The following is an 18,024-nucleotide window of genomic DNA, read 5'->3' on the forward strand; positions in this document are numbered from 1 at the left end:
GATTTTAGAAATTTGAGATGGTCTTATCTATTAACTAAGGCCATCAGAATAAGATATATAAGTAGGATAAAATGAATTTAAAACAAGAAAAAATTGCAGTGTTATTGGGTGGGACATCAGCTGAGCGTGAAGTTTCTCTCAATTCAGGTAAAGCGGTATTAGAGGCTTTATTAAACCAAGGTTATGATGCTCATCCTATTGATCCTAAAGAATATAATGTTGCTAATCTTAAAAAGGATGGCTTTAATCGAGTGTTTAATATTTTGCATGGACGAGGTGGTGAAGATGGCACAATGCAAGGTTTATTAGAGCAAATTGGTTTACCTTACACTGGTTGTGGAGTGATGGCTTCCGCATTAACTATGGATAAAATGCGTACAAAAATGTTGTGGAAAGCATTTGGATTACCTGTAGCAGATATGGAGGTTGTTACCCGTGAAACCTTCGCTGATTTAGACGCTCAGGTTGTAGTAGATAAATTGGGTTTGCCGTTAATGGTGAAACCTTCTTTAGAAGGCTCTAGTGTTGGATTAACTAAAGTTAAAGCAGTGGATGAGCTAAAAAGTGCGGTGGAATATGCACTTAAATTTGATAATACGATTCTGATTGAAGAATGGTTAGCTGGCGATGAATTAACAGTGCCTGTATTGGATAGCCAAGTGCTTCCCGCTATTCGTATTGTTCCTGAAGGTGAGTTCTATGATTACAATGCGAAATATATTTCTGATAATACTCAATATTTCTGCCCAGCAGGTTTAACGCCTGAGCGTGAGCAAGAGTTAGCTCTATTAGTAAAACGCGCTTATGATGCAGTGGGATGTCGCGGTTGGAGCCGTATTGATGTCATGTGCGATGCAAAAGGTGATTTTCGTTTAGTTGAAGTGAATACGAATCCAGGAATGACGAGCCACAGTTTATTCCCAAAATCTGCCGCAAGCGTGGGTATTTCTTTTGAACAGCTTGTTGTGAAAATTTTGGAGCTAAGTGCGTAATGAACATTCTGAAAAGGAAAACTCCACAGAATATTCGTTTTGGTGAACAAAAGCCTAAATATTATTTTCATATTCGGGCTTTCTTGGCTTTGCTTGGTATACTTTTTGCTCTTAGTATCTATTTTAATTGGCAAACTCTGCTAGAGAAAATGGATGATAAGCCTATTAGTGGTTTTGCTCTGGCTGGACAAAAGGTTTTTACTACGGATGCCGATATTAAGGAAAGCTTATTAAAAATGGGCGCTCTTAAAGGCTTTTGGGGGCAAGATGTTGAGCCAATTCAAGCGCAAATAGAAGCTTTACCTTGGGTTAAAAGCTCAATTGTGCGAAAAATATGGCCAAATCGTTTAAGTATTTGGATTACTGAATATCAACCAGTGGCATTTTGGAATCAGAATCAATTTGTTACTCAGGATGGCGTTGTATTCCAACTTCCAATTGAACGATTAAAAGAAAATACTTTGCCTTATTTAGGTGGGCCAGATTATCAAAGTTTAAAAGTATTGGAAGCATGGAATCAGATTTATGCCGATTTTAAATCAAAAAATTTAATTGCAAAAGGCATGAATATTGATGAACGCGGTGCATGGCAAGTAACACTTGATAATGACATTGTGTTAAAGTTAGGTCGTGGAGAATGGAAATCTAAGCTTGAACGATTTGTCACGATTTATCCGCAAGTTGATGTTCCAGAAAATAAAAAAATAGATTATGTAGATTTACGATATGCGGCAGGTGCTGCTGTGGGTATGGCTGATAAATAAAAACTAGGTGCGAAAATGGTTAAAGGTGTGGAAGCTAAAACAATTGTAGGATTAGAAGTCGGTACGTCAAAAGTTGTTGCCGTAGTTGGTGAGGTATTTCCTGATGGCGTAGTGAATGTGTTAGGTGTCGGTAGTTGCCCATCTAAAGGGATTGATCGTGGCAGTATCACAGATCTTGAAGCTGTCGTAAATTCTATTCAAAGAGCCATTGAAGCAGCGGAATCTATGGCTGATTGTCAGATTATGAGTGTAACTTTGGCAATTACTGGTGAACATATTCAAAGTTTAAATGAAAGTGGTTTTGTTCCAATTTCAGATGGTGAAGTAACACAAGATGAAATTGATTCCGCACTGCATACAGCGAGCTCTATTAAGTTGCCTGAAGGCTTATCTTTATTGCATGTGATTCCGCAAGAATATGCGGTGGATCGCCAGTTGAATATTAAAAATCCATTGGGTTTGCAAGGTGTCCGTTTAAAAGCGCAAGTACATTTAATTGCCTGTCATCAAGATTGGCAAAACAACCTGAAAAAAGCGGTTGAGCGCTGTGGTTTACAAGTGGATAAAGTGGTTTTTTCTGGTTTTGCAGCAACACATTCAGTATTAACCGAAGATGAAAAAGATCTTGGTGTTTGCTTGATCGATTTCGGCGCAGGCACAATGAATGTGATGGTTTATACAAACGGCGCATTACGTTTCAGTAAGGTTATTCCTTATGCAGGAAATATTGTGACTAACGATATTGCCCACGCTTGTACTATTTCGCGTGCAGAAGCTGAACGAATTAAAGTTAATTATGCAAGTGCATTTTACCCAGCTCGTTTGCACGGTGATAAAAAAATTGAAGTTACAAGTATTGGTGGACGAGCTCCTCGTTCATTAACCAAGAGTGATTTATCCTTAATTACATCAGCTCGCTACACGGAACTTCTAGGTGTTGTAAAAGATGAATTAGATAAATTAAAGGCTGAGTTGGAAACAAAACATGTGAAGTTTGAGCTTATTGCTGGCGTAGTGATTACTGGCGGTGGGGCGCAAATAGAAGATTTGAAAGAATGTGCATCTGACGTATTTAATTGCCAAGTACGTATTGGTAGCCCGCTGAATATTACTGGATTGACTGATTACGTGAATCGTCCTCAATATTCAACAGTTGTCGGCTTATTGCAGTATAACCATAGTAACAGTGATGATGATTTGATTTCAGGAAATGATGAATCTGATGACGGAATACTAAAACCAATTTGGAATGGAATTAAAAAAATTGTAAATAAAGTGCGGTCAGAATTTTGATTATTTTGATTTTTCATCTACAATAGAGAGAATTTAGGTTTTATATTGAGCCAGCTTATCTGGCCTTAACGGAGAACATCGATGTTATACCCAGAGTACCCTGAGTACGATAATTTTAATGAGTCCGGCGCACTGATCAAAGTCGTAGGCGTTGGCGGCGGTGGCGGTAATGCTGTAAATCATATGGTTATGAGTATGGTAAAGCAAGAAATGGGTGGAACTTATTTAGGTGAAAGCTCATTAACTTCAGAAGAGCATGGCCGTATTATTTTTTATGCTGTAAATACAGACGCTCAAGCATTACGTAAAAGCCAAGTTCAACAAACTGTACAAATTGGTGGAGAAACTACCAAAGGTTTAGGTGCTGGGGCAAATCCGAATATTGGTCGTAAGGCTGCTGAAGATGATCAGGAAGAAATTCGCAAAATGCTTGAAGGTGCGGATATGGTCTTTATTGCAGCTGGTATGGGCGGTGGTACTGGTACTGGTGCAGCGCCTGTTGTCGCAAAAATAGCTCAAGAATTAGGTATTTTAACTGTTGCTGTTGTGACCAAACCATTTGCTTTTGAAGGCAAGAAGCGTATGCAATTTGCAGAGCTCGGTATTAAAGATTTATCCCAATATGTTGATTCAATGATTATTATTCCGAATCAACAAATCCAAAAAGTTCTCTCTAAAAATGCTAAATTAATTGAGGCTTTTGCTGCTGCAAACGACGTGTTGCGTAATTCCGTGATGGGAATTTCAGATATGATTACCTCTCCTGGTTTAATTAATGTGGACTTCGCTGATGTAAGAACAGTGATGTCCGTTCAAGGACAAGCCATGATTGGTTTTGGTTCAGCTGTGGGAGAACCCGGTACGGGTAGAGCAGAAGATGCGGCTCGTCTTGCGGTACGTAACGATCTTCTAGAAAAAATAGATCTTTCTAACGCTCAAGGTATTTTAGTTAATATTACTGCTGGAATGGATTTAGTTTTTGATGAGTTTAACATTATAGGTGAGACAATAGGTAGTTTTGCTTCTGAAGAAGCGACAGTTGTTGTTGGTACGAGTCTAGTGCCTGAGATGAGTAATGAAATTCGAGTGACTATTGTGGCAACAGGATTAGGAGAAATCGCCCCAACTGAGTCTGTTCAAGTATTGCGTCCTTCTCGTCCAGTTGAGCCAGAAGGTACAGGTCGCGTAAATATTGTGCCTGATATACATACTCGTGAGCCAGTAGAAACTCAAAAAACTCCAGCAGAAGAATATCATCGCCCGCTGGATAAACCTATCACAGATCGTTTAGAAGCATTTAAGAAAAACAGTTTCTTTAATCCTGCGCAACGTGAAGAGAATTAATTTAATTGGTTTTGAGAAATACCTGGAATATTAAGGTAGTAGAATGATTAAACAAAGAACATTAAAACAAAGTATTAAAGTAACAGGTGTTGGTTTACATAGCGGTAAGAAAGTGACTTTAACGTTACGTCCAGCTATGCCAAACACTGGTGTTGTTTACTATCGTACAGATTTAAATCCTGCAGTGGCATTCCCTGCTGATCCTAATTCCGTACGTGATACAATGCTTTGCACTGCATTAATTAATGAGCAAGGTGTGCGCATTTCTACTGTTGAACATTTAAATGCCGCATTATCGGGCCTTGGTATTGATAATATCATTATTGAGGTTGATGCGCCTGAGATTCCTATTATGGATGGTAGCGCGAGTCCGTTTATCTATTTGTTGTTAGATGCAGGAATTGAAGAACAAAATGCACCTAAGAAATTTATTCGTATTAAAGAATATGTTCGAGTTGAAGATGGTGATAAATGGGCTGAATTTAAACCTTACAATGGTTTCCGTTTAGATTTCACTATTGATTTTGATCATCCTGCTATTGGCAAAAATGTTTGTAATTATGTCATGGATTTCTCTGCTCAAGCATTTGTTCATCAAATTAGCCGAGCAAGAACGTTTGGTTTTATGAAAGATATAGAATATCTTCAATCTCAAGGTTTAGCATTAGGTGGTAGTCTTGATAATGCTATTGTTCTTGATGATTATAGAATTTTAAATGAAGATGGCTTACGCTTTAAAGATGAACTTGTTCGTCATAAAATGTTAGATGCAATTGGCGATCTTTATATGGCTGGTTATAACATTATTGGTGATTTTAAGGCTTATAAGTCTGGTCATGGTTTAAATAACAAGTTAATACGTGCTGTATTAGCAAATCAAGAAGCGTGGGAATTCGTAACTTTCGAAGATAAAGAACAAGTACCGCAAGGATATGTTGCGCCTGTTCAAGTATTTATCTAATCATTTTATTTTTGAAAAAGCTATATTTCTGCTAAGAAGTATAGCTTTTTTATTTTCATCGCACTTTAAATGACTAATGCCTTAAAGTGCGGTTTATTTTTCTTATTTTTTATAAGGGGATGCTATGAAGCTAGAATTATCTGAAATTCGCCAACAAATTACGCAAATAGATCGTAGTTTATTAAAATTGCTTTCTGAGCGTCATCGTTTAGCTTTCGATGTAGTGAGAAGTAAAGAGATCTCGCAAAAAGCTTTACGTGATGTAGAGCGAGAGCAGCAACTTTTACAAGAATTAGTTCAATTTTCAGAAAATGAGAATTATCAACTTGAACCACAATATATCACTTCAATTTTCCAAAAAATCATTGAAGATTCAGTATTGACACAGCAAGTCTATTTGCAGAATAAACTTAATGAACAACGTAATCAAAATTTACATATTGCTTTTTTAGGTAAGAGAGGTTCTTATTCAAATTTAGCTGCACGTAATTATGCTGCTCGTTATCAAAAACAATTTGTAGAACTAGGATGTCAGTCTTTTGAGCAAGTATTTGAAAAAGTGCAAAATGGTGAAGCAGATTTTGGCGTATTGCCTTTAGAAAATACAACATCAGGCGCTATTAATGAGGTCTATGATTTGCTCCAGCATACTGACTTATCATTGGTAGGCGAGCTCGCTTATCCAATTCAGCATTGTGTTTTGGTAAATGGCACGACTGAATTAAGTGAAATCGATACTTTATATAGTCATCCTCAAGTGATTCAACAATGTAGTCAATTTATACATAGTCTTGATCGAGTACATATTGAGTATTGTGAAAGTAGCTCCCATGCAATGCAACTTATTGCAAGTTTAAATAAGCCGAATATTGCGGCATTAGGGAATGAAGATGGTGGTAAATTGTATGGACTTAGTGTATTAAAAACTAATATTGCTAATCAAGAGAACAATATTACGCGTTTTATTGTCGTTGCTAGAGAACAGCGTGAGGTTTCACCACAGATACCGGCAAAAACATTATTGCTAATGACAACTTCACAGCAAATTGGCTCATTAGTTGATGCACTTTTAGTTTTCAAAAAACATCAAATTAATATGACGAAATTAGAGTCTCGTCCAATTTATGGGAAACCTTGGGAAGAAATGTTTTATCTCGAAATAGAAGCGAATATCCATCATCCTGATATTCAGCAAGCGTTGGAAGAGTTAAAGAATTGTAGTAATTATTTAAAGATTTTAGGTTGCTATCCTAGCGAGATTGTAAAACCAGTTAATTTATAAGAAAGTGCGGTCAATAAAATTATGTTTGACCGCACTTTTTTTATGCTTTTTTATTTCGTTCTAAAGATTTATGCTGAATCTGGACGATTTTCCCTTTAGCTTGAAAATATTCGCCTAACTGCTGTGCAATATAAACGGATCGGTGTTTTCCCCCTGTACACCCAATGGCAATGGTTAAATAGCTACGATTGTTTTTTTCTAACATAGGCAACCAAGTATCAATATAGTTACGAGTGAGGTAGATAAATTCATTTACCTGCGTGTGACTATTCAGAAATTCTGCTACTGGCGCATCTAATCCTGTCATTGGGCGTAATGTTGGATCCCAATGCGGGTTAGGTAAGAAACGTACATCGAAAACATAATCAGCATCTAAAGGAATTCCATATTTAAAGCCAAAAGATTCAACAACGATTTTTAGTTCTTTATCACTATTTCCTCGTAAAAATTCGCGTAGGCGTTCCGCAAGGGTATGAGTAGAAAGATGAGTGGTATCAATAATAAAGTTTGTGTGTTGAATTAATGGCTCAAGGTAGCGATATTCTTCATCTATTGCTGCTTCAAGAGATAGATCTTTCAAGGAAAGTGGGTGCAGACGGCGTGAATCGCTATAACGACGAATCAATGTGCCACGATCTGTTTCAAGGAAAATAATCTTTAATTGATGATATTTTTGTAAGGTATTTAGAGTTTGTTCAAGAGTATTGACTGAATTAGGAATATTACGAATATCAAGACTGATTGCGACCGAAGATTGGGATTGGGATAGAATATCAGTCAATTGAGGAAGTAAATCCAGAGGAATATTATCAACACAATAATATCCAGCGTCTTCTAATGCCCGTAAGGCTACGGATTTTCCTGCACCAGAACGTCCACTAATAATGATAATTTCCATAATTCCTCCCTTTAAATTATTCTTGGGTTTCTTCAGGCGAACTTTCGGCTCTATCTGCAATCTCAAAAACTTGCCAAATTTCATCCGCACTTTTGGCTGAACGTAATTGTTTTAACATATTTTTATCGGTAAGTTTTTCGATTAATGATGCCAATATAGGGATGTATGTTTCGCACTGATTCTCTGGAATAAGTATAGCAAAAATTAAATCTACAGGTTTACCATCAAGCGAATCATAATTAATGGGGGTATTCAATTGCATAAACGTGGCAATTGCTTTGTCACATACCTCAAGAGGAATTTTCGCCTTAGGCATTGCTATGCCATTGCCTAGTCCTGAGTTCCCCAGCTTTTCGCGCTCAAAAAGGGATTCAAAGCACGCTTGCTCACCTTTATCACAGTGAAGTTTTTCTTCTACAAAATGTGCGATAGATTCAAATAATCGTTTTTTGCTAGAAAAACTAACGCCCTGACGAATATTCTCAGGGCTTAATAGTTCAGTTATTTTCATTTTTATAATTTGAATTGTTCGCCAAGATAAATGCGTTTAACGTGTTCATCGTTCATAACTTGTTCTGGTGTGCCTGTTGCGATAATTTTACCTTCGCCAACAATATAAGCGCGTTCACATACATCAAGTGTTTCACGTACATTATGATCGGTAATCAAAACGCCTAATCCTCGGTTACGTAAGTCGGTGATAATTTTCTTAATATCGCTCACAGAAATTGGATCTACACCAGCAAATGGCTCATCTAATAGAATAAACTTGGGATTTGCAGCTAATGCTCGTGCAATTTCAACTCGACGGCGTTCACCTCCAGATAATGACTGACCTAAACTATCCCGAATATGGCCAATATTAAATTCCTCAATCAACTCATCAGCTTTTTCTCTACGTTGTTGAGAGGTTAAATCTTTGCGTATTTCTAATACAGCCATTAGATTTTCGTATACAGTCAAACGGCGAAAAATAGAGGCTTCTTGTGGCAAATAACCGATTCCACGTTGCGCACGATTATGCATTGGGAGCAAACTAATGTTTTCTCCGTCAATAATAATTTTGCCTTGATCTTGGCGAACTAACCCGACAACCATGTAGAAGGTTGTTGTTTTCCCAGCACCGTTTGGTCCGAGCAAACCGACAATTTCATTAGAGTTTACAGTTAAACTTACATCCGAAACAACTTTACGGCTTTTATAGCTCTTCGCTAAATTTTCAGCAGTCAGAATTGACATAAATTACTTCCCTTTAGCTTGTTGTAATTGCGATGGAATAAGGACTGTTGTTACACGTGATTTTCCATTGCCATTAGCTTTAAGTTGCTGTTTTTTCACATCGTAGGTAATCAGTTGTCCATTAATCTTACTATCAAGTTGCTTTAATTCAGCATTGTCAGTTAATGTCAAAAATTCAGTACCAAGATCATAGTGAACTTTGTTTGCTTTCCCATCCACTGGCTTACCATTATCTAGCTGTTGATGGAATGTCACTGGAGTACCAAATGCTTCTACGGTTTCTTTTTTACCTGAATTTTCAGGTGGGCGCGTAATGACAACTTTATTTGCCTTGATTAAAATTGAACCCTGAGTAATTGAAACGTTATCAGTAAAAGTGACAACACTTTTTTCCATATCTAATGATTGATTATCGGAAACAATGTTAATTGGTTGATTCGTATCATCTTTCAATGCGAAAGCAGAGAAAGAGGTCATGATTAATGCCGCGAGTAAAATAATTTTATTGTTTATTAATTTCATAATATGTTTTTACCTGTTCTTTTAATGTTGCAATTTGTTGACGTAGATTGCCAACCATTTTTAAGCCTGTTGAGTTAAAATTTTGTCCGTTTATTTTCACCATTGTATCTGATGAAATATCTTGAGTTTTTAAGTTAACCTCTGCAACTTGTGTTTCGATTCGCTGTAAACGAGAAGTCGGTTCTAAACTTTCAGCAATGACATCACCCTCTAAATAAAGCATTTCATCTTTCGTCAATTTGGCTTTTTTTGCGCTAAGTTTCCAACTTTGTGATTCTAATAATTTTGCTGAATTATTTGATTTTTCAGCATTATTAGATGTAGAGACATCGAATAAGTACACCAAAGGTATTTCAAACTCAGTATGGCCATCAGCTGTATAATGTTTTACTTTGTCTGCGGTCGAAAGATATTGTTTCTTACCTTCAGGGGAAAACACCGTAGTTTCCATTTTATTTCCGATATAATCTGGACTATCTGTTTTTTTTACTAAGTTTGACAAATCAGGTTTATCGCTATTTAAAGAATAAAACCATCCCAGAGAGCCGATAGCGATAAGACCTAAAATTACATTCCAACGAATATTCATATTTTTAAATTTGTTACTCGAAAAGTGCGGATAAAAATTTAATATTTTTTAATCTTCTAACATCAATGCTTTGAGCATTTGATAAATTTCTCGATAGGCTTTCGATGGTTTATTTTGCTCACGTTCTTTTTGTGCTGAACGAATAAGATTACGTAGTTGTTGACGATCTACATCGGGATAATCATTGAATAAATCGGTTAGCGCCACATCACCTTTTTCTACTAATTCATCCCGCACTTTTTCGATTTTGTGCAGCATAGCCTGCTGTTGGTTATGTTTATTTTCGATTTTATCTAATGCTTCACGAATAGGCTCAACATCAATTCCTCGAAATAATTTTCCGATATACTGTAATTGACGGCGACGAGCTTCTTTTTGTAAACGTTGTGCAAGTTCAATGGCATCAAGTAAGGATTCATCAAGTGGGATTTTCGCAAGATTAGCTTTGGTTAAATTTACAATCTTTTCACCAAGTTGTTTTAAGTCTTCAGCATCTCGTTTGATTTCGCTTTTACTTACCCAAATAATTTCTTCTTGGTCTTCATTTTCCCAATCGAAAGCTTCTTTTTTCTTACGTTTCGCCATAATTTCTCTCAACTAAAATTTGGCGCGTATTTTAGCACAAAGTTTCAAAATAATATAAAATGTGACAAATTTTTAATGGGAAAAAATAATGAAAATAGCCGAAAATCAAACCGCACTTTTGAAAGCTCAAGAACAAGAATTACGTCAAGCAGTCAGCTTTGCTATTGAATTAGCAACAAAATCGGGCGCAAGTGCAGAAGTCGCTGTCACTAAAGTGAGCGGATTGTCAGTATCTACACGCTTGCAAGAAATTGAAAATGTTGAATTTACTAATGATGGTGCATTGGGGATCTCCGTTTATGTGGGACAACAAAAAGGCAATGCATCAACATCAGATTTAAGTGAAGGTGCAATTCGAAACGCAGTGGAAGCCGCACTTGCTATTGCAAAATACACTTCACCCGATGATTGCACAGGTCTTGCGGATAAGGATTTAATGGCTTTTGATGCGCCTGATTTAGAGCTTTATCATGCTGCTGATGTGAATGTTGATAAAGCAACAGAACTTGCACTTCAGGCTGAAAAGGCGGCTTTAGAGGTGGATGAACGCATTATAAACAGTAATGGTGCAAGTTTTAATTCACATACAGGCGTGAAAGTGTATGGAAATAGCCATGGCATGTTGCAAAGTTATTTATCAAGCCGTTATTCCTTATCTTGTTCGGTTATTGGTGGAGTAGAAGATGCCTTAGAAAATGATTATGAATACACAATTTCTCGTGAATTTGACAAACTTCAATCGCCAATTTGGGTTGGCGAAAATTGTGCAAAGAAGGTCGTTTCTCGTTTAAATCCTCAAAAACTTAGTACACGAGAAGTGCCAGTTATTTTCTTAAATGATGTTGCAACTGGTCTTATTTCTCACTTTGCCGCTGCAATAAGTGGTGGCAGTTTATATAGAAAATCGAGTTTCTTGCTCGATCATTTAGGTAAACAGGTCTTACCTGATTGGTTCAATATCAGTGAGAGACCACATTTATTACGCCGTTTGGCTTCAACGCCTTTTGATAGTGAAGGTGTTCGTACCCAAGATCGTGAAATTGTTGAAGGTGGGATATTACAAACTTATTTAGTGACAAGTTACAGTGGTAAAAAACTCGGTATGCCAAGCACTGGTCATGCTGGTGGAATTCACAACTGGCTTGTTAAGCCAAATTTGGCTGGTGGATTGACCGCACTTTTACGTCAAATGGGAACTGGATTGTTAGTAACGGATGTCATGGGACAAGGTGTCAATATTGTTACAGGCGATTATTCGCGTGGTGCATCGGGTTTTTGGGTGGAAAATGGTGAAATTCAATATCCAGTCGCCGAAATTACTATTGCGGGGCAATTGCAAGATATGTTGAAGAATATGGTTGCTGTAGCGGATGATATAGAGCATCGTTCTAACATCCAAACTGGTTCTATTTTGTTAGATAAGATGAAAATTTCAGGAAATTAAAAAATATTTTTAAAATTGAGAATTATTCTTATTGACATTAACTAAATGTCTGCTACTATACGCACATCTGTTAAGCGATTGCAGGTTGCTCCAACAGGTAGAGTAGAAAGTAAATTCGTTAGGGTTCAAAAAGGCTGAAGGTTTAAACTTCAGCCTTTTTTTTGTAAAATAGCAAACGATTTTATCCCCTGTCATTTCATAAGGAAACACAATGAAAAAACACCACGTTGACGTTTTAATCTCAGAGAACGATGTTCATTCGCGTATTGCTGAATTAGGTGCTCAAATCACAAAATTTTATCAAGAAAAACAGATTGATAGCCTTGTTGTTGTGGGGCTTTTACGTGGTTCCTTTATGTTTATGGCGGATATCGTTCGTCAGATAAATTTACCTGTGGAAATTGAATTTATGACTACTTCAAGTTATGGCACAGGCATGACCACGAATCACGACGTTCGTATTACTAAAGATTTGGACGGCGATATAAAAGGTAAACACGTTTTAATTGTTGAAGATATTATTGATACGGGCTATACGTTGGAAAAAGTGCGTGATATTTTGAATTTGCGTGAGCCTGCTAGCCTTGCAATTTGTACTTTGCTTGATAAACCTTCTCGCCGTGAAGTGGAAGTGCCTGTTGAATGGGTTGGTTTTGAAATTCCTGATGAATTTGTGGTGGGGTATGGTATCGATTACGCACAACGCCATCGTAATTTAGGCTACATCGGTAAAGTTGTTTTAGAAGAATAATTTGATTTTATTGAAAAGTGCGGTTGAAATTTTAAATGAATTTTTAGTCGCACTTTTTATAACTTAAATCGATGAATAATTTGATTTGCTGAACCTCGCCAAACTAAACTAGGGTCTGCCTGTTCTTGAATAAATTTCCCATCAATTAACACATCAATATAAGGCAACATAGCACGTTGTTGTTCATCTAATTCATCTAGCTTATAACCCGTCCAAACCCAGATGTCTTTATCTGGGCATTCTCGTTTTACGCGTTGCACAAAGGGCAATAATGTTTCTACGTTAAGGGGATGAAGAGGATCGCCACCTGAAAGTGTCAAACCTTGGCGTTTAATGCGAGTGTCTTTTAAATCATTGATGATTTGTTGTTCCATTGCGTCATCAAATAATATCCCTGCTGAAAATGACCAACTTTTTTGGTTGTAACAGCCTTTGCAAGCATGCGTACATCCACTGACGAAAAGAGTGCATCTTGTACCTTCGCCATTGATAACATCAGTCGGGTAGTATTGGAGGTAGTTCATTTCATAAAAATCCTAAAGCTTAAATTCTCACCAAATTCACCGCGCTTTTGAATTAATCTTTGCAATACGGCGGTAATTTCTGCATAATAACGCAAAATCGCATTGCGATATCAATGGAAACCTTCTCGGTCTCTCGCAACGGTGTCGGGTTTACTCGGTCAGGTCCGGAAGGAAGCAGCCAAAGTCGGAATTACTGTGTGCCGAGAAGAAGCTGGGAAGGTTTCCGCCCAACTTCCTTTTCTTATACTCGCTCAATCAATCTTTTAAAGAAACCATTTTCTTTTGTGATTAAGCTATTGTAATCGCCTTCTTCGATTAATCTTCCGTTATCAATTACGCAAATTTTATCAAATTGTTCAATTGAACTTAGACGGTGAGTGACCATTATTAGGGTTTTATTTTCAGCATGTTGCAGAATTAAACGTAAAATTTGACGTTCAGTTTCGCGATCTAAGCCTTCTGTTGGTTCATCCAATAATAAAATTGGCGCATTATTGAGTAAAATACGTGCTAAACCTAAACGGCGTTGTTCCCCACCAGAAAGTGGACGACCGCCATCACCAAGCCAAAGATTTAAACCTTTTCCTTCTTGCTCAAGTAATTTGCTTAAGCCAACCTGATGTAGCACTTCAATCATTTTTTCATCAGAAATTTCATCCGCACTTGCAAATTGTAAATTTTGACGAAGCGTATCGCTAAATACGTGAACACGTTGAGTTAAAAAACAAATTTGTCGGCGTAATGTTTCTTCTGAATAGGCGGAAATGGGTTTTTCTGCCAATAAAAGCTCTCCTTGATTCGCATCATAATTGCGTACTAAAAGTTGAAGGAGTGAAGATTTTCCACTTCCAGTTTTGCCTAAAATAGCAATTCTTTGGCCTTGTTCTAAATCTAATGTAAGATTTTTTAATACAAGCGTTTCTTGCCCTGGATAGGAAAAACTTAAATCCTTCGCAGAAATTAACCGCACTTTTGTTTCAAATTCCTCGTTACCATTAAACTCAACAAGCGGTTTTTGCTCAATGATTTCGGTTACACGTTCTGCTGCCGCAATCACTTGACCTATATGCAAAAAAGCAGCGCCCAATGGCATGATGATCTCAAAGGCGGCAAGTGCAGCAAAAGTGAAAAGTGCAATATAAGCCGTGCGATATTCATCTGTGCCAAAATCGGCGTTACTTGCAAACCATAGCATTCCAGAAATCAACAAACCATTAAGAAAAAGAACAAGTGCGGTAGAGAATCCGCTTAATTTTGCTTCTTTGGCTTGATCTTCCTGCCATGTTTTTTCTGTGACTGACATTTTCTCTTTTAATTTATCTTCTGCATTAAATAATAAAAGCTCAGCTTGTGCTTGGATAAATTCTAAAAACTGGGTTCGATAGGTTGCGCGTGCTTGGATTAAGCGTTCTCCAAATTCCTCTCCTAGTCGATAGAAAACAGTTGGGATAATCATTAATAAAATTAACAAAAATAATCCTAAACCAAGAGCGAGTGGAATATTGACAAAGCTAAGTCCAATCGTCATGGCAATGATTACAAGTGCAGCTGTGAAAAATGGCGCAAGTAAACGTAAATAGAGGCTATCAAGTGTATCCACATCGGACACTAAACGATTTAACAAATCGCTGTTGCGATAATGATTTAATACCGCTGGGCTTAAAGGAATGATTTTTTCAAATACTTGTACGCGTAATTTGGACAATATGCGGAATGTTGCATCATGCGTTACTATTTTTTCAAAATAGCGCATGACGGTTCGTCCGATAGCTAAACCTCGCACACTGGCTGAAGGGTAGAAAAAGTTAAATAGCGTTCCTAGTCCTGCAATGGCTGTAGCAGCTAAAAACCAGCCTGAAACGGTAAGCAACCCCATGCTGGAGCCCAAACCTAAAATCATCAGCACCAAGCCTAAAATAAGCGGGAATTTGGCGAATTTAAATAAACGTATAAACGGAAGTAATGTGCGCATTATTGGATATCCTGTTGTCGTTGAGCGAGTAGTTCAGCAAAGAAACCTTCATGTTGTAATTCGGTAAATTTACCTTGTTGTACTATTTCTCCTCGTTGCATCACAAAAATTTGATCACATTGTTTCAAATCTTCAATTCGGTGGGTAATCATCAGCGTAGTTTGATGCTGGCTTGCTTCATTCAATGCTTGTAAAACAAGATTTTCTGATTGCGCATCTAAGCTTGCGGTTGGCTCATCGAGCAGAAGTAAATCTCCTTTGCGTAACAAGGCACGCGCAATGGCAAGACGTTGAGCTTGCCCCACAGAAACGCCTAATCCACCATCTTTGATTTCGTGATGAAGTCCAAGTTTATCGGTAAATTCTTTCGCTTGAGAACGTATTAACGCTTGATTAATTTCTTCATCGTTAGCTCGAATATCGCCAAGTAGTAAGTTTTCTTTAATTGTGCCTTGTAATAACAATGGATTTTGTCCTACCCAGGCAATATGTTTGCGCCAGTCAGCTAGATTGCTTTCGCGCAGTTCTTGACCATTAATTTTTAGCGAGCCCTCATAAGGTAAAAAGCCCAAAATTACATTCATTAATGAGGTTTTCCCTGCGCCACTTTGTCCTACAAGCGCAACATTATGATTCGCTGGAATCTGGAAGTTTAACGGCTTGGTTAATGCTGAACCCTGTGTCGAAAGCACCACTAAATTTTCGGCAGAAATTTCAACCGCACTTTCTAAAGAAATTGTTTTTTCGTTTTGATGAACGGTTAAATAATCGGATTCTAAGAAATCAACAATGGCATCTGCTGCACCAATACCCGCTGCGCGGTCGTGGTAATAAGCGCCGAGATCGCGTAAGGGTTGATAAAATTCAGGTGCAAGAATTAAACAAAAGAAACCTGTGAAAAGTGTAAGCGGTGCATTATAGGTACCAAATTCAATTTGACCTAGGTAGCTAAAACCAAAATAGACCGCCATCAGTGCAATGGAAATAGAGGTAAAAAATTCCAATACGGCAGAAGAGAGAAAAGCGAGTTTTAGCACATCCATTGTGGTTTCACGGAAATCTTCAGTGGCGTTTTCAATATGCTCAGTTTGTTCAGAAGTGCGGTTAAAAAGACGCAAGGTTTCCAAGCCGCGTAAGCGATCTAAAAATTGGGCACTTAGGCGAGAAAGGGTATCCATATTTTTTTGGCTGTTGTCAGCCGCAGCAATACCGACAATGATCATAAAAAGAGGAACAAGCGGGGCGGTAATCATTAAGATTAAGCCTGCAGCCCAGTTCAACGGAAATACAGCAATTAAAATAACGACTGGAACAATGGCTGAAAGACTTTGTTGAGGCAGAAAACGGGCATAGAAATTATGTAAGTTTTCAACTTGTTCCAACATAATGCTTGCCCAACTTCCAGCTGGTTTTTGATTGATTGTCGCAGGGCCAACAAGATGGATTTTATCCAGAATTTTTTGACGAATATGATTGCGTAATAACTGTCCGCTTTGGAAACCAATTTTTTCGCGTGCCCATAAAATAATAGCACGCATCCCGAAGCCGATAATTAGTCCGATAAAATAAGGAATGAGTTCATCACGAGGCACATTTTGCATAATCAGTTTATCGAGCAAAGTTGCAAGAAAATAAGTTTGCGCGACTAAAATTAGTGCAGAAAGCGTAGCTAGGACAATGTTTGCGCGCATTAATTTTTTGATAGGTTCTTGTTGTGCGCGAAGCCATTTTTGTAAATATTTTTGGCGAAGTTTGTTCATAGTTTTATCGTGATATAGAAAAAGTTCCCCTCTTTTAAAAAGAGGGGAATTAGTTAGAGAATTTATGCTTCTTGAGCATCTAAATAGCGTTCTGCATCCAATGCTGCCATACAACCAGTTCCCGCAGAGGTAATGGCTTGGCGATAATTGTGATCCATTACATCGCCTGCTGCGAATACGCCTTCCACAGAGGTGGCTGTTGCATTTCCTTCAAGACCAGATTTTACAACGATATAGCCATTATTTAATTCTAGTTGCCCTTGGAAAATTTCCGTATTTGGCGAGTGACCAATCGCTACGAATAAGCCATCTAATTTGAGTTCTTCTTTCTCCCCAGTTTTTGTGTTGGCTAAACGTAATCCGGTTACGCCCATGTTGTCACCCAACACTTCATCTAAAGTGCGGTCAGTATGCAGAACTATTTTTCCTTCTTCTACTTTTTTGTATAAACGCTCGATAAGAATTTTTTCCGCACGGAAGCTATCGCGACGGTGGATTAAATGCACTGTACTTGCAATATTGGCTAAGTAAAGCGCTTCTTCTACCGCAGTATTTCCACCACCAATGACACCAACCGGCTTATTACGATAAAAGAAACCATCACAGGTTGCACAAGCAGAAACCCCACGACCTTTGTAGTTTTCTTCTGAAGGTAAGCCAATATAGCGTGCAGAGGCGCCTGTTGCGATAATTAACGCATCACAAGTGAAATTTTGTACATCGCCAAAAAGTTTGAATGGACGAGAAGATAAATCTACGCGATTGATATGATCGAAGACGATTTCTGTCTCAAATTTTTCTGCATGTTGCAACATACGTTGCATTAAACCTGAACCAGTAGTCATCTCAAAATCACCTGGCCAGTTTTCGATTTCATCTGTGGTGGTAAGCTGGCCGCCTTGTTGCAAACCAGTCACCAATACAGGTTTTAAGTTTGCACGTGCCGCATAAATGGCTGCAGTATAACCAGCAGGGCCTGAGCCTAAAATTAAAAGTTTTGCGTGTTTGATATCTGACATAAAGAATCCTTGTTTTTCGTAAAGAGAGAATTAATTAAATTCAAGTCTATTCTAATGATTGCAATGCATGGAATTGTTCCATACA

Annotated in this window: 18 protein-coding genes and 1 other RNA gene; 9 read left to right on the top strand and 10 right to left on the bottom strand. The window is 37.7% G+C overall.

What is annotated here, in order from left to right; translation table 11 throughout:
* The first annotated feature begins 71 nt into the window (after positions 1 to 71).
* The 6 genes from DV417_RS02005 (at position 72) to DV417_RS02030 (ending at position 6,636) form a co-directional block, all read left to right on the top strand.
* Positions 72 to 992 carry a D-alanine--D-alanine ligase gene (locus tag DV417_RS02005; RefSeq protein ID WP_118878311.1) on the top strand — a complete coding sequence of 307 codons (921 nt, stop codon included), beginning with the start codon at positions 72 to 74 and terminating at the stop codon, positions 990 to 992.
* Positions 992 to 1,756, top strand: a complete 765-nt coding sequence (locus tag DV417_RS02010) for a cell division protein FtsQ/DivIB (protein ID WP_065250101.1) — start codon at positions 992 to 994, stop codon at positions 1,754 to 1,756. The genes DV417_RS02005 and DV417_RS02010 overlap by 1 nt, the downstream gene beginning before the upstream one ends.
* A 15-nt stretch (positions 1,757 to 1,771) precedes the next feature.
* Positions 1,772 to 3,049: a cell division protein FtsA gene (ftsA, locus tag DV417_RS02015; RefSeq protein ID WP_065250100.1), complete on the top strand. Its 1,278-nt coding sequence runs from the start codon at positions 1,772 to 1,774 to the stop codon at positions 3,047 to 3,049.
* Positions 3,050 to 3,130: 81 nt separating this feature from the next.
* Positions 3,131 to 4,393 carry a cell division protein FtsZ gene (ftsZ, locus tag DV417_RS02020; protein WP_065250099.1) on the top strand — a complete coding sequence of 421 codons (1,263 nt, stop codon included), beginning with the start codon at positions 3,131 to 3,133 and terminating at the stop codon, positions 4,391 to 4,393.
* Between the two features lie 43 nt (positions 4,394 to 4,436).
* Positions 4,437 to 5,354, top strand: coding sequence for a UDP-3-O-acyl-N-acetylglucosamine deacetylase (gene lpxC, locus DV417_RS02025; RefSeq protein WP_118878313.1), 918 nt, complete (start codon positions 4,437 to 4,439; stop codon positions 5,352 to 5,354).
* A 124-nt stretch (positions 5,355 to 5,478) separates the two neighbouring features.
* Positions 5,479 to 6,636 (top strand): chorismate mutase, encoded by a 1,158-nt coding sequence (locus tag DV417_RS02030; protein ID WP_118878315.1) that lies wholly within the window; start codon positions 5,479 to 5,481, stop codon positions 6,634 to 6,636.
* Positions 6,637 to 6,676: 40 nt separating this feature from the next.
* On the opposite strand, the gene rapZ is transcribed toward DV417_RS02030, so the two are convergent.
* Genes rapZ through yjgA form a run of 6 tightly spaced genes read right to left on the bottom strand, consistent with a single transcriptional unit; the run spans position 6,677 to position 10,469 of the window.
* Positions 6,677 to 7,534, bottom strand: coding sequence for an RNase adapter RapZ (gene rapZ, locus DV417_RS02035; RefSeq protein ID WP_118878317.1), 858 nt, complete (start codon positions 7,532 to 7,534; stop codon positions 6,677 to 6,679).
* A gap of 16 nt (positions 7,535 to 7,550) precedes the next feature.
* Positions 7,551 to 8,045, bottom strand: a complete 495-nt coding sequence (gene ptsN, locus DV417_RS02040; protein WP_118878319.1) for a PTS IIA-like nitrogen regulatory protein PtsN — start codon at positions 8,043 to 8,045, stop codon at positions 7,551 to 7,553.
* Positions 8,046 to 8,047: 2 nt separating this feature from the next.
* Positions 8,048 to 8,773: an LPS export ABC transporter ATP-binding protein gene (lptB, locus tag DV417_RS02045; protein WP_118878322.1), complete on the bottom strand. Its 726-nt coding sequence runs from the start codon at positions 8,771 to 8,773 to the stop codon at positions 8,048 to 8,050.
* A 3-nt stretch (positions 8,774 to 8,776) separates the two neighbouring features.
* Positions 8,777 to 9,295 (bottom strand): lipopolysaccharide transport periplasmic protein LptA, encoded by a 519-nt coding sequence (gene lptA / locus DV417_RS02050; RefSeq protein ID WP_118878324.1) that lies wholly within the window; start codon positions 9,293 to 9,295, stop codon positions 8,777 to 8,779.
* Complete coding sequence (gene lptC / locus DV417_RS02055; protein ID WP_118878326.1) at positions 9,276 to 9,884, bottom strand: LPS export ABC transporter periplasmic protein LptC; 609 nt, start codon at positions 9,882 to 9,884, stop codon at positions 9,276 to 9,278. Before lptC ends, lptA begins: the two co-directional genes overlap by 20 nt.
* Before the next feature lie 48 nt (positions 9,885 to 9,932).
* Positions 9,933 to 10,469 (bottom strand): ribosome biogenesis factor YjgA, encoded by a 537-nt coding sequence (gene yjgA / locus DV417_RS02060; RefSeq protein ID WP_118878328.1) that lies wholly within the window; start codon positions 10,467 to 10,469, stop codon positions 9,933 to 9,935.
* An 88-nt stretch (positions 10,470 to 10,557) separates the two neighbouring features.
* Here yjgA and pmbA point away from each other — a divergent pair, with 88 nt between their 5' ends.
* A complete protein-coding gene (gene pmbA / locus DV417_RS02065; RefSeq protein ID WP_118878330.1) occupies positions 10,558 to 11,913 on the top strand; it encodes a metalloprotease PmbA in 1,356 nt (451 codons plus the stop codon).
* A 211-nt stretch (positions 11,914 to 12,124) separates the two neighbouring features.
* Positions 12,125 to 12,664, top strand: coding sequence for a hypoxanthine phosphoribosyltransferase (gene hpt / locus DV417_RS02070; protein ID WP_118878333.1), 540 nt, complete (start codon positions 12,125 to 12,127; stop codon positions 12,662 to 12,664).
* 56 nt (positions 12,665 to 12,720) lie between these two features.
* On the opposite strand, the gene nrdG is transcribed toward hpt, so the two are convergent.
* The gene (gene nrdG / locus DV417_RS02075) at positions 12,721 to 13,188 is read right to left on the bottom strand and encodes an anaerobic ribonucleoside-triphosphate reductase-activating protein (RefSeq protein WP_118878335.1); all 468 of its coding nucleotides are present in this window, start codon (positions 13,186 to 13,188) and stop codon (positions 12,721 to 12,723) included.
* A gap of 122 nt (positions 13,189 to 13,310) precedes the next feature.
* Between nrdG and ffs the strand changes: the two genes are divergently transcribed.
* An RNA gene (ffs, locus tag DV417_RS02080) (signal recognition particle sRNA small type) lies at positions 13,311 to 13,409 on the top strand.
* A gap of 20 nt (positions 13,410 to 13,429) precedes the next feature.
* Here the strand turns inward: ffs and cydC are convergent.
* From cydC to trxB, 3 genes are all read right to left on the bottom strand, one after another.
* A complete protein-coding gene (gene cydC / locus DV417_RS02085) occupies positions 13,430 to 15,160 on the bottom strand; it encodes a heme ABC transporter ATP-binding protein/permease CydC (RefSeq protein WP_118878337.1) in 1,731 nt (576 codons plus the stop codon).
* Complete coding sequence (cydD, locus tag DV417_RS02090) at positions 15,160 to 16,920, bottom strand: heme ABC transporter permease/ATP-binding protein CydD (protein WP_118878339.1); 1,761 nt, start codon at positions 16,918 to 16,920, stop codon at positions 15,160 to 15,162. The genes cydC and cydD overlap by 1 nt, the downstream gene beginning before the upstream one ends.
* A gap of 62 nt (positions 16,921 to 16,982) precedes the next feature.
* Positions 16,983 to 17,939 (bottom strand): thioredoxin-disulfide reductase, encoded by a 957-nt coding sequence (trxB, locus tag DV417_RS02095; protein WP_118800889.1) that lies wholly within the window; start codon positions 17,937 to 17,939, stop codon positions 16,983 to 16,985.
* Between the last annotated feature and the right edge of the window lie 85 nt (positions 17,940 to 18,024).

This window comes from Haemophilus haemolyticus (assembly GCF_003490935.1).
Classification (GTDB): Bacteria; Pseudomonadota; Gammaproteobacteria; order Enterobacterales; family Pasteurellaceae; genus Haemophilus; species Haemophilus haemolyticus_M.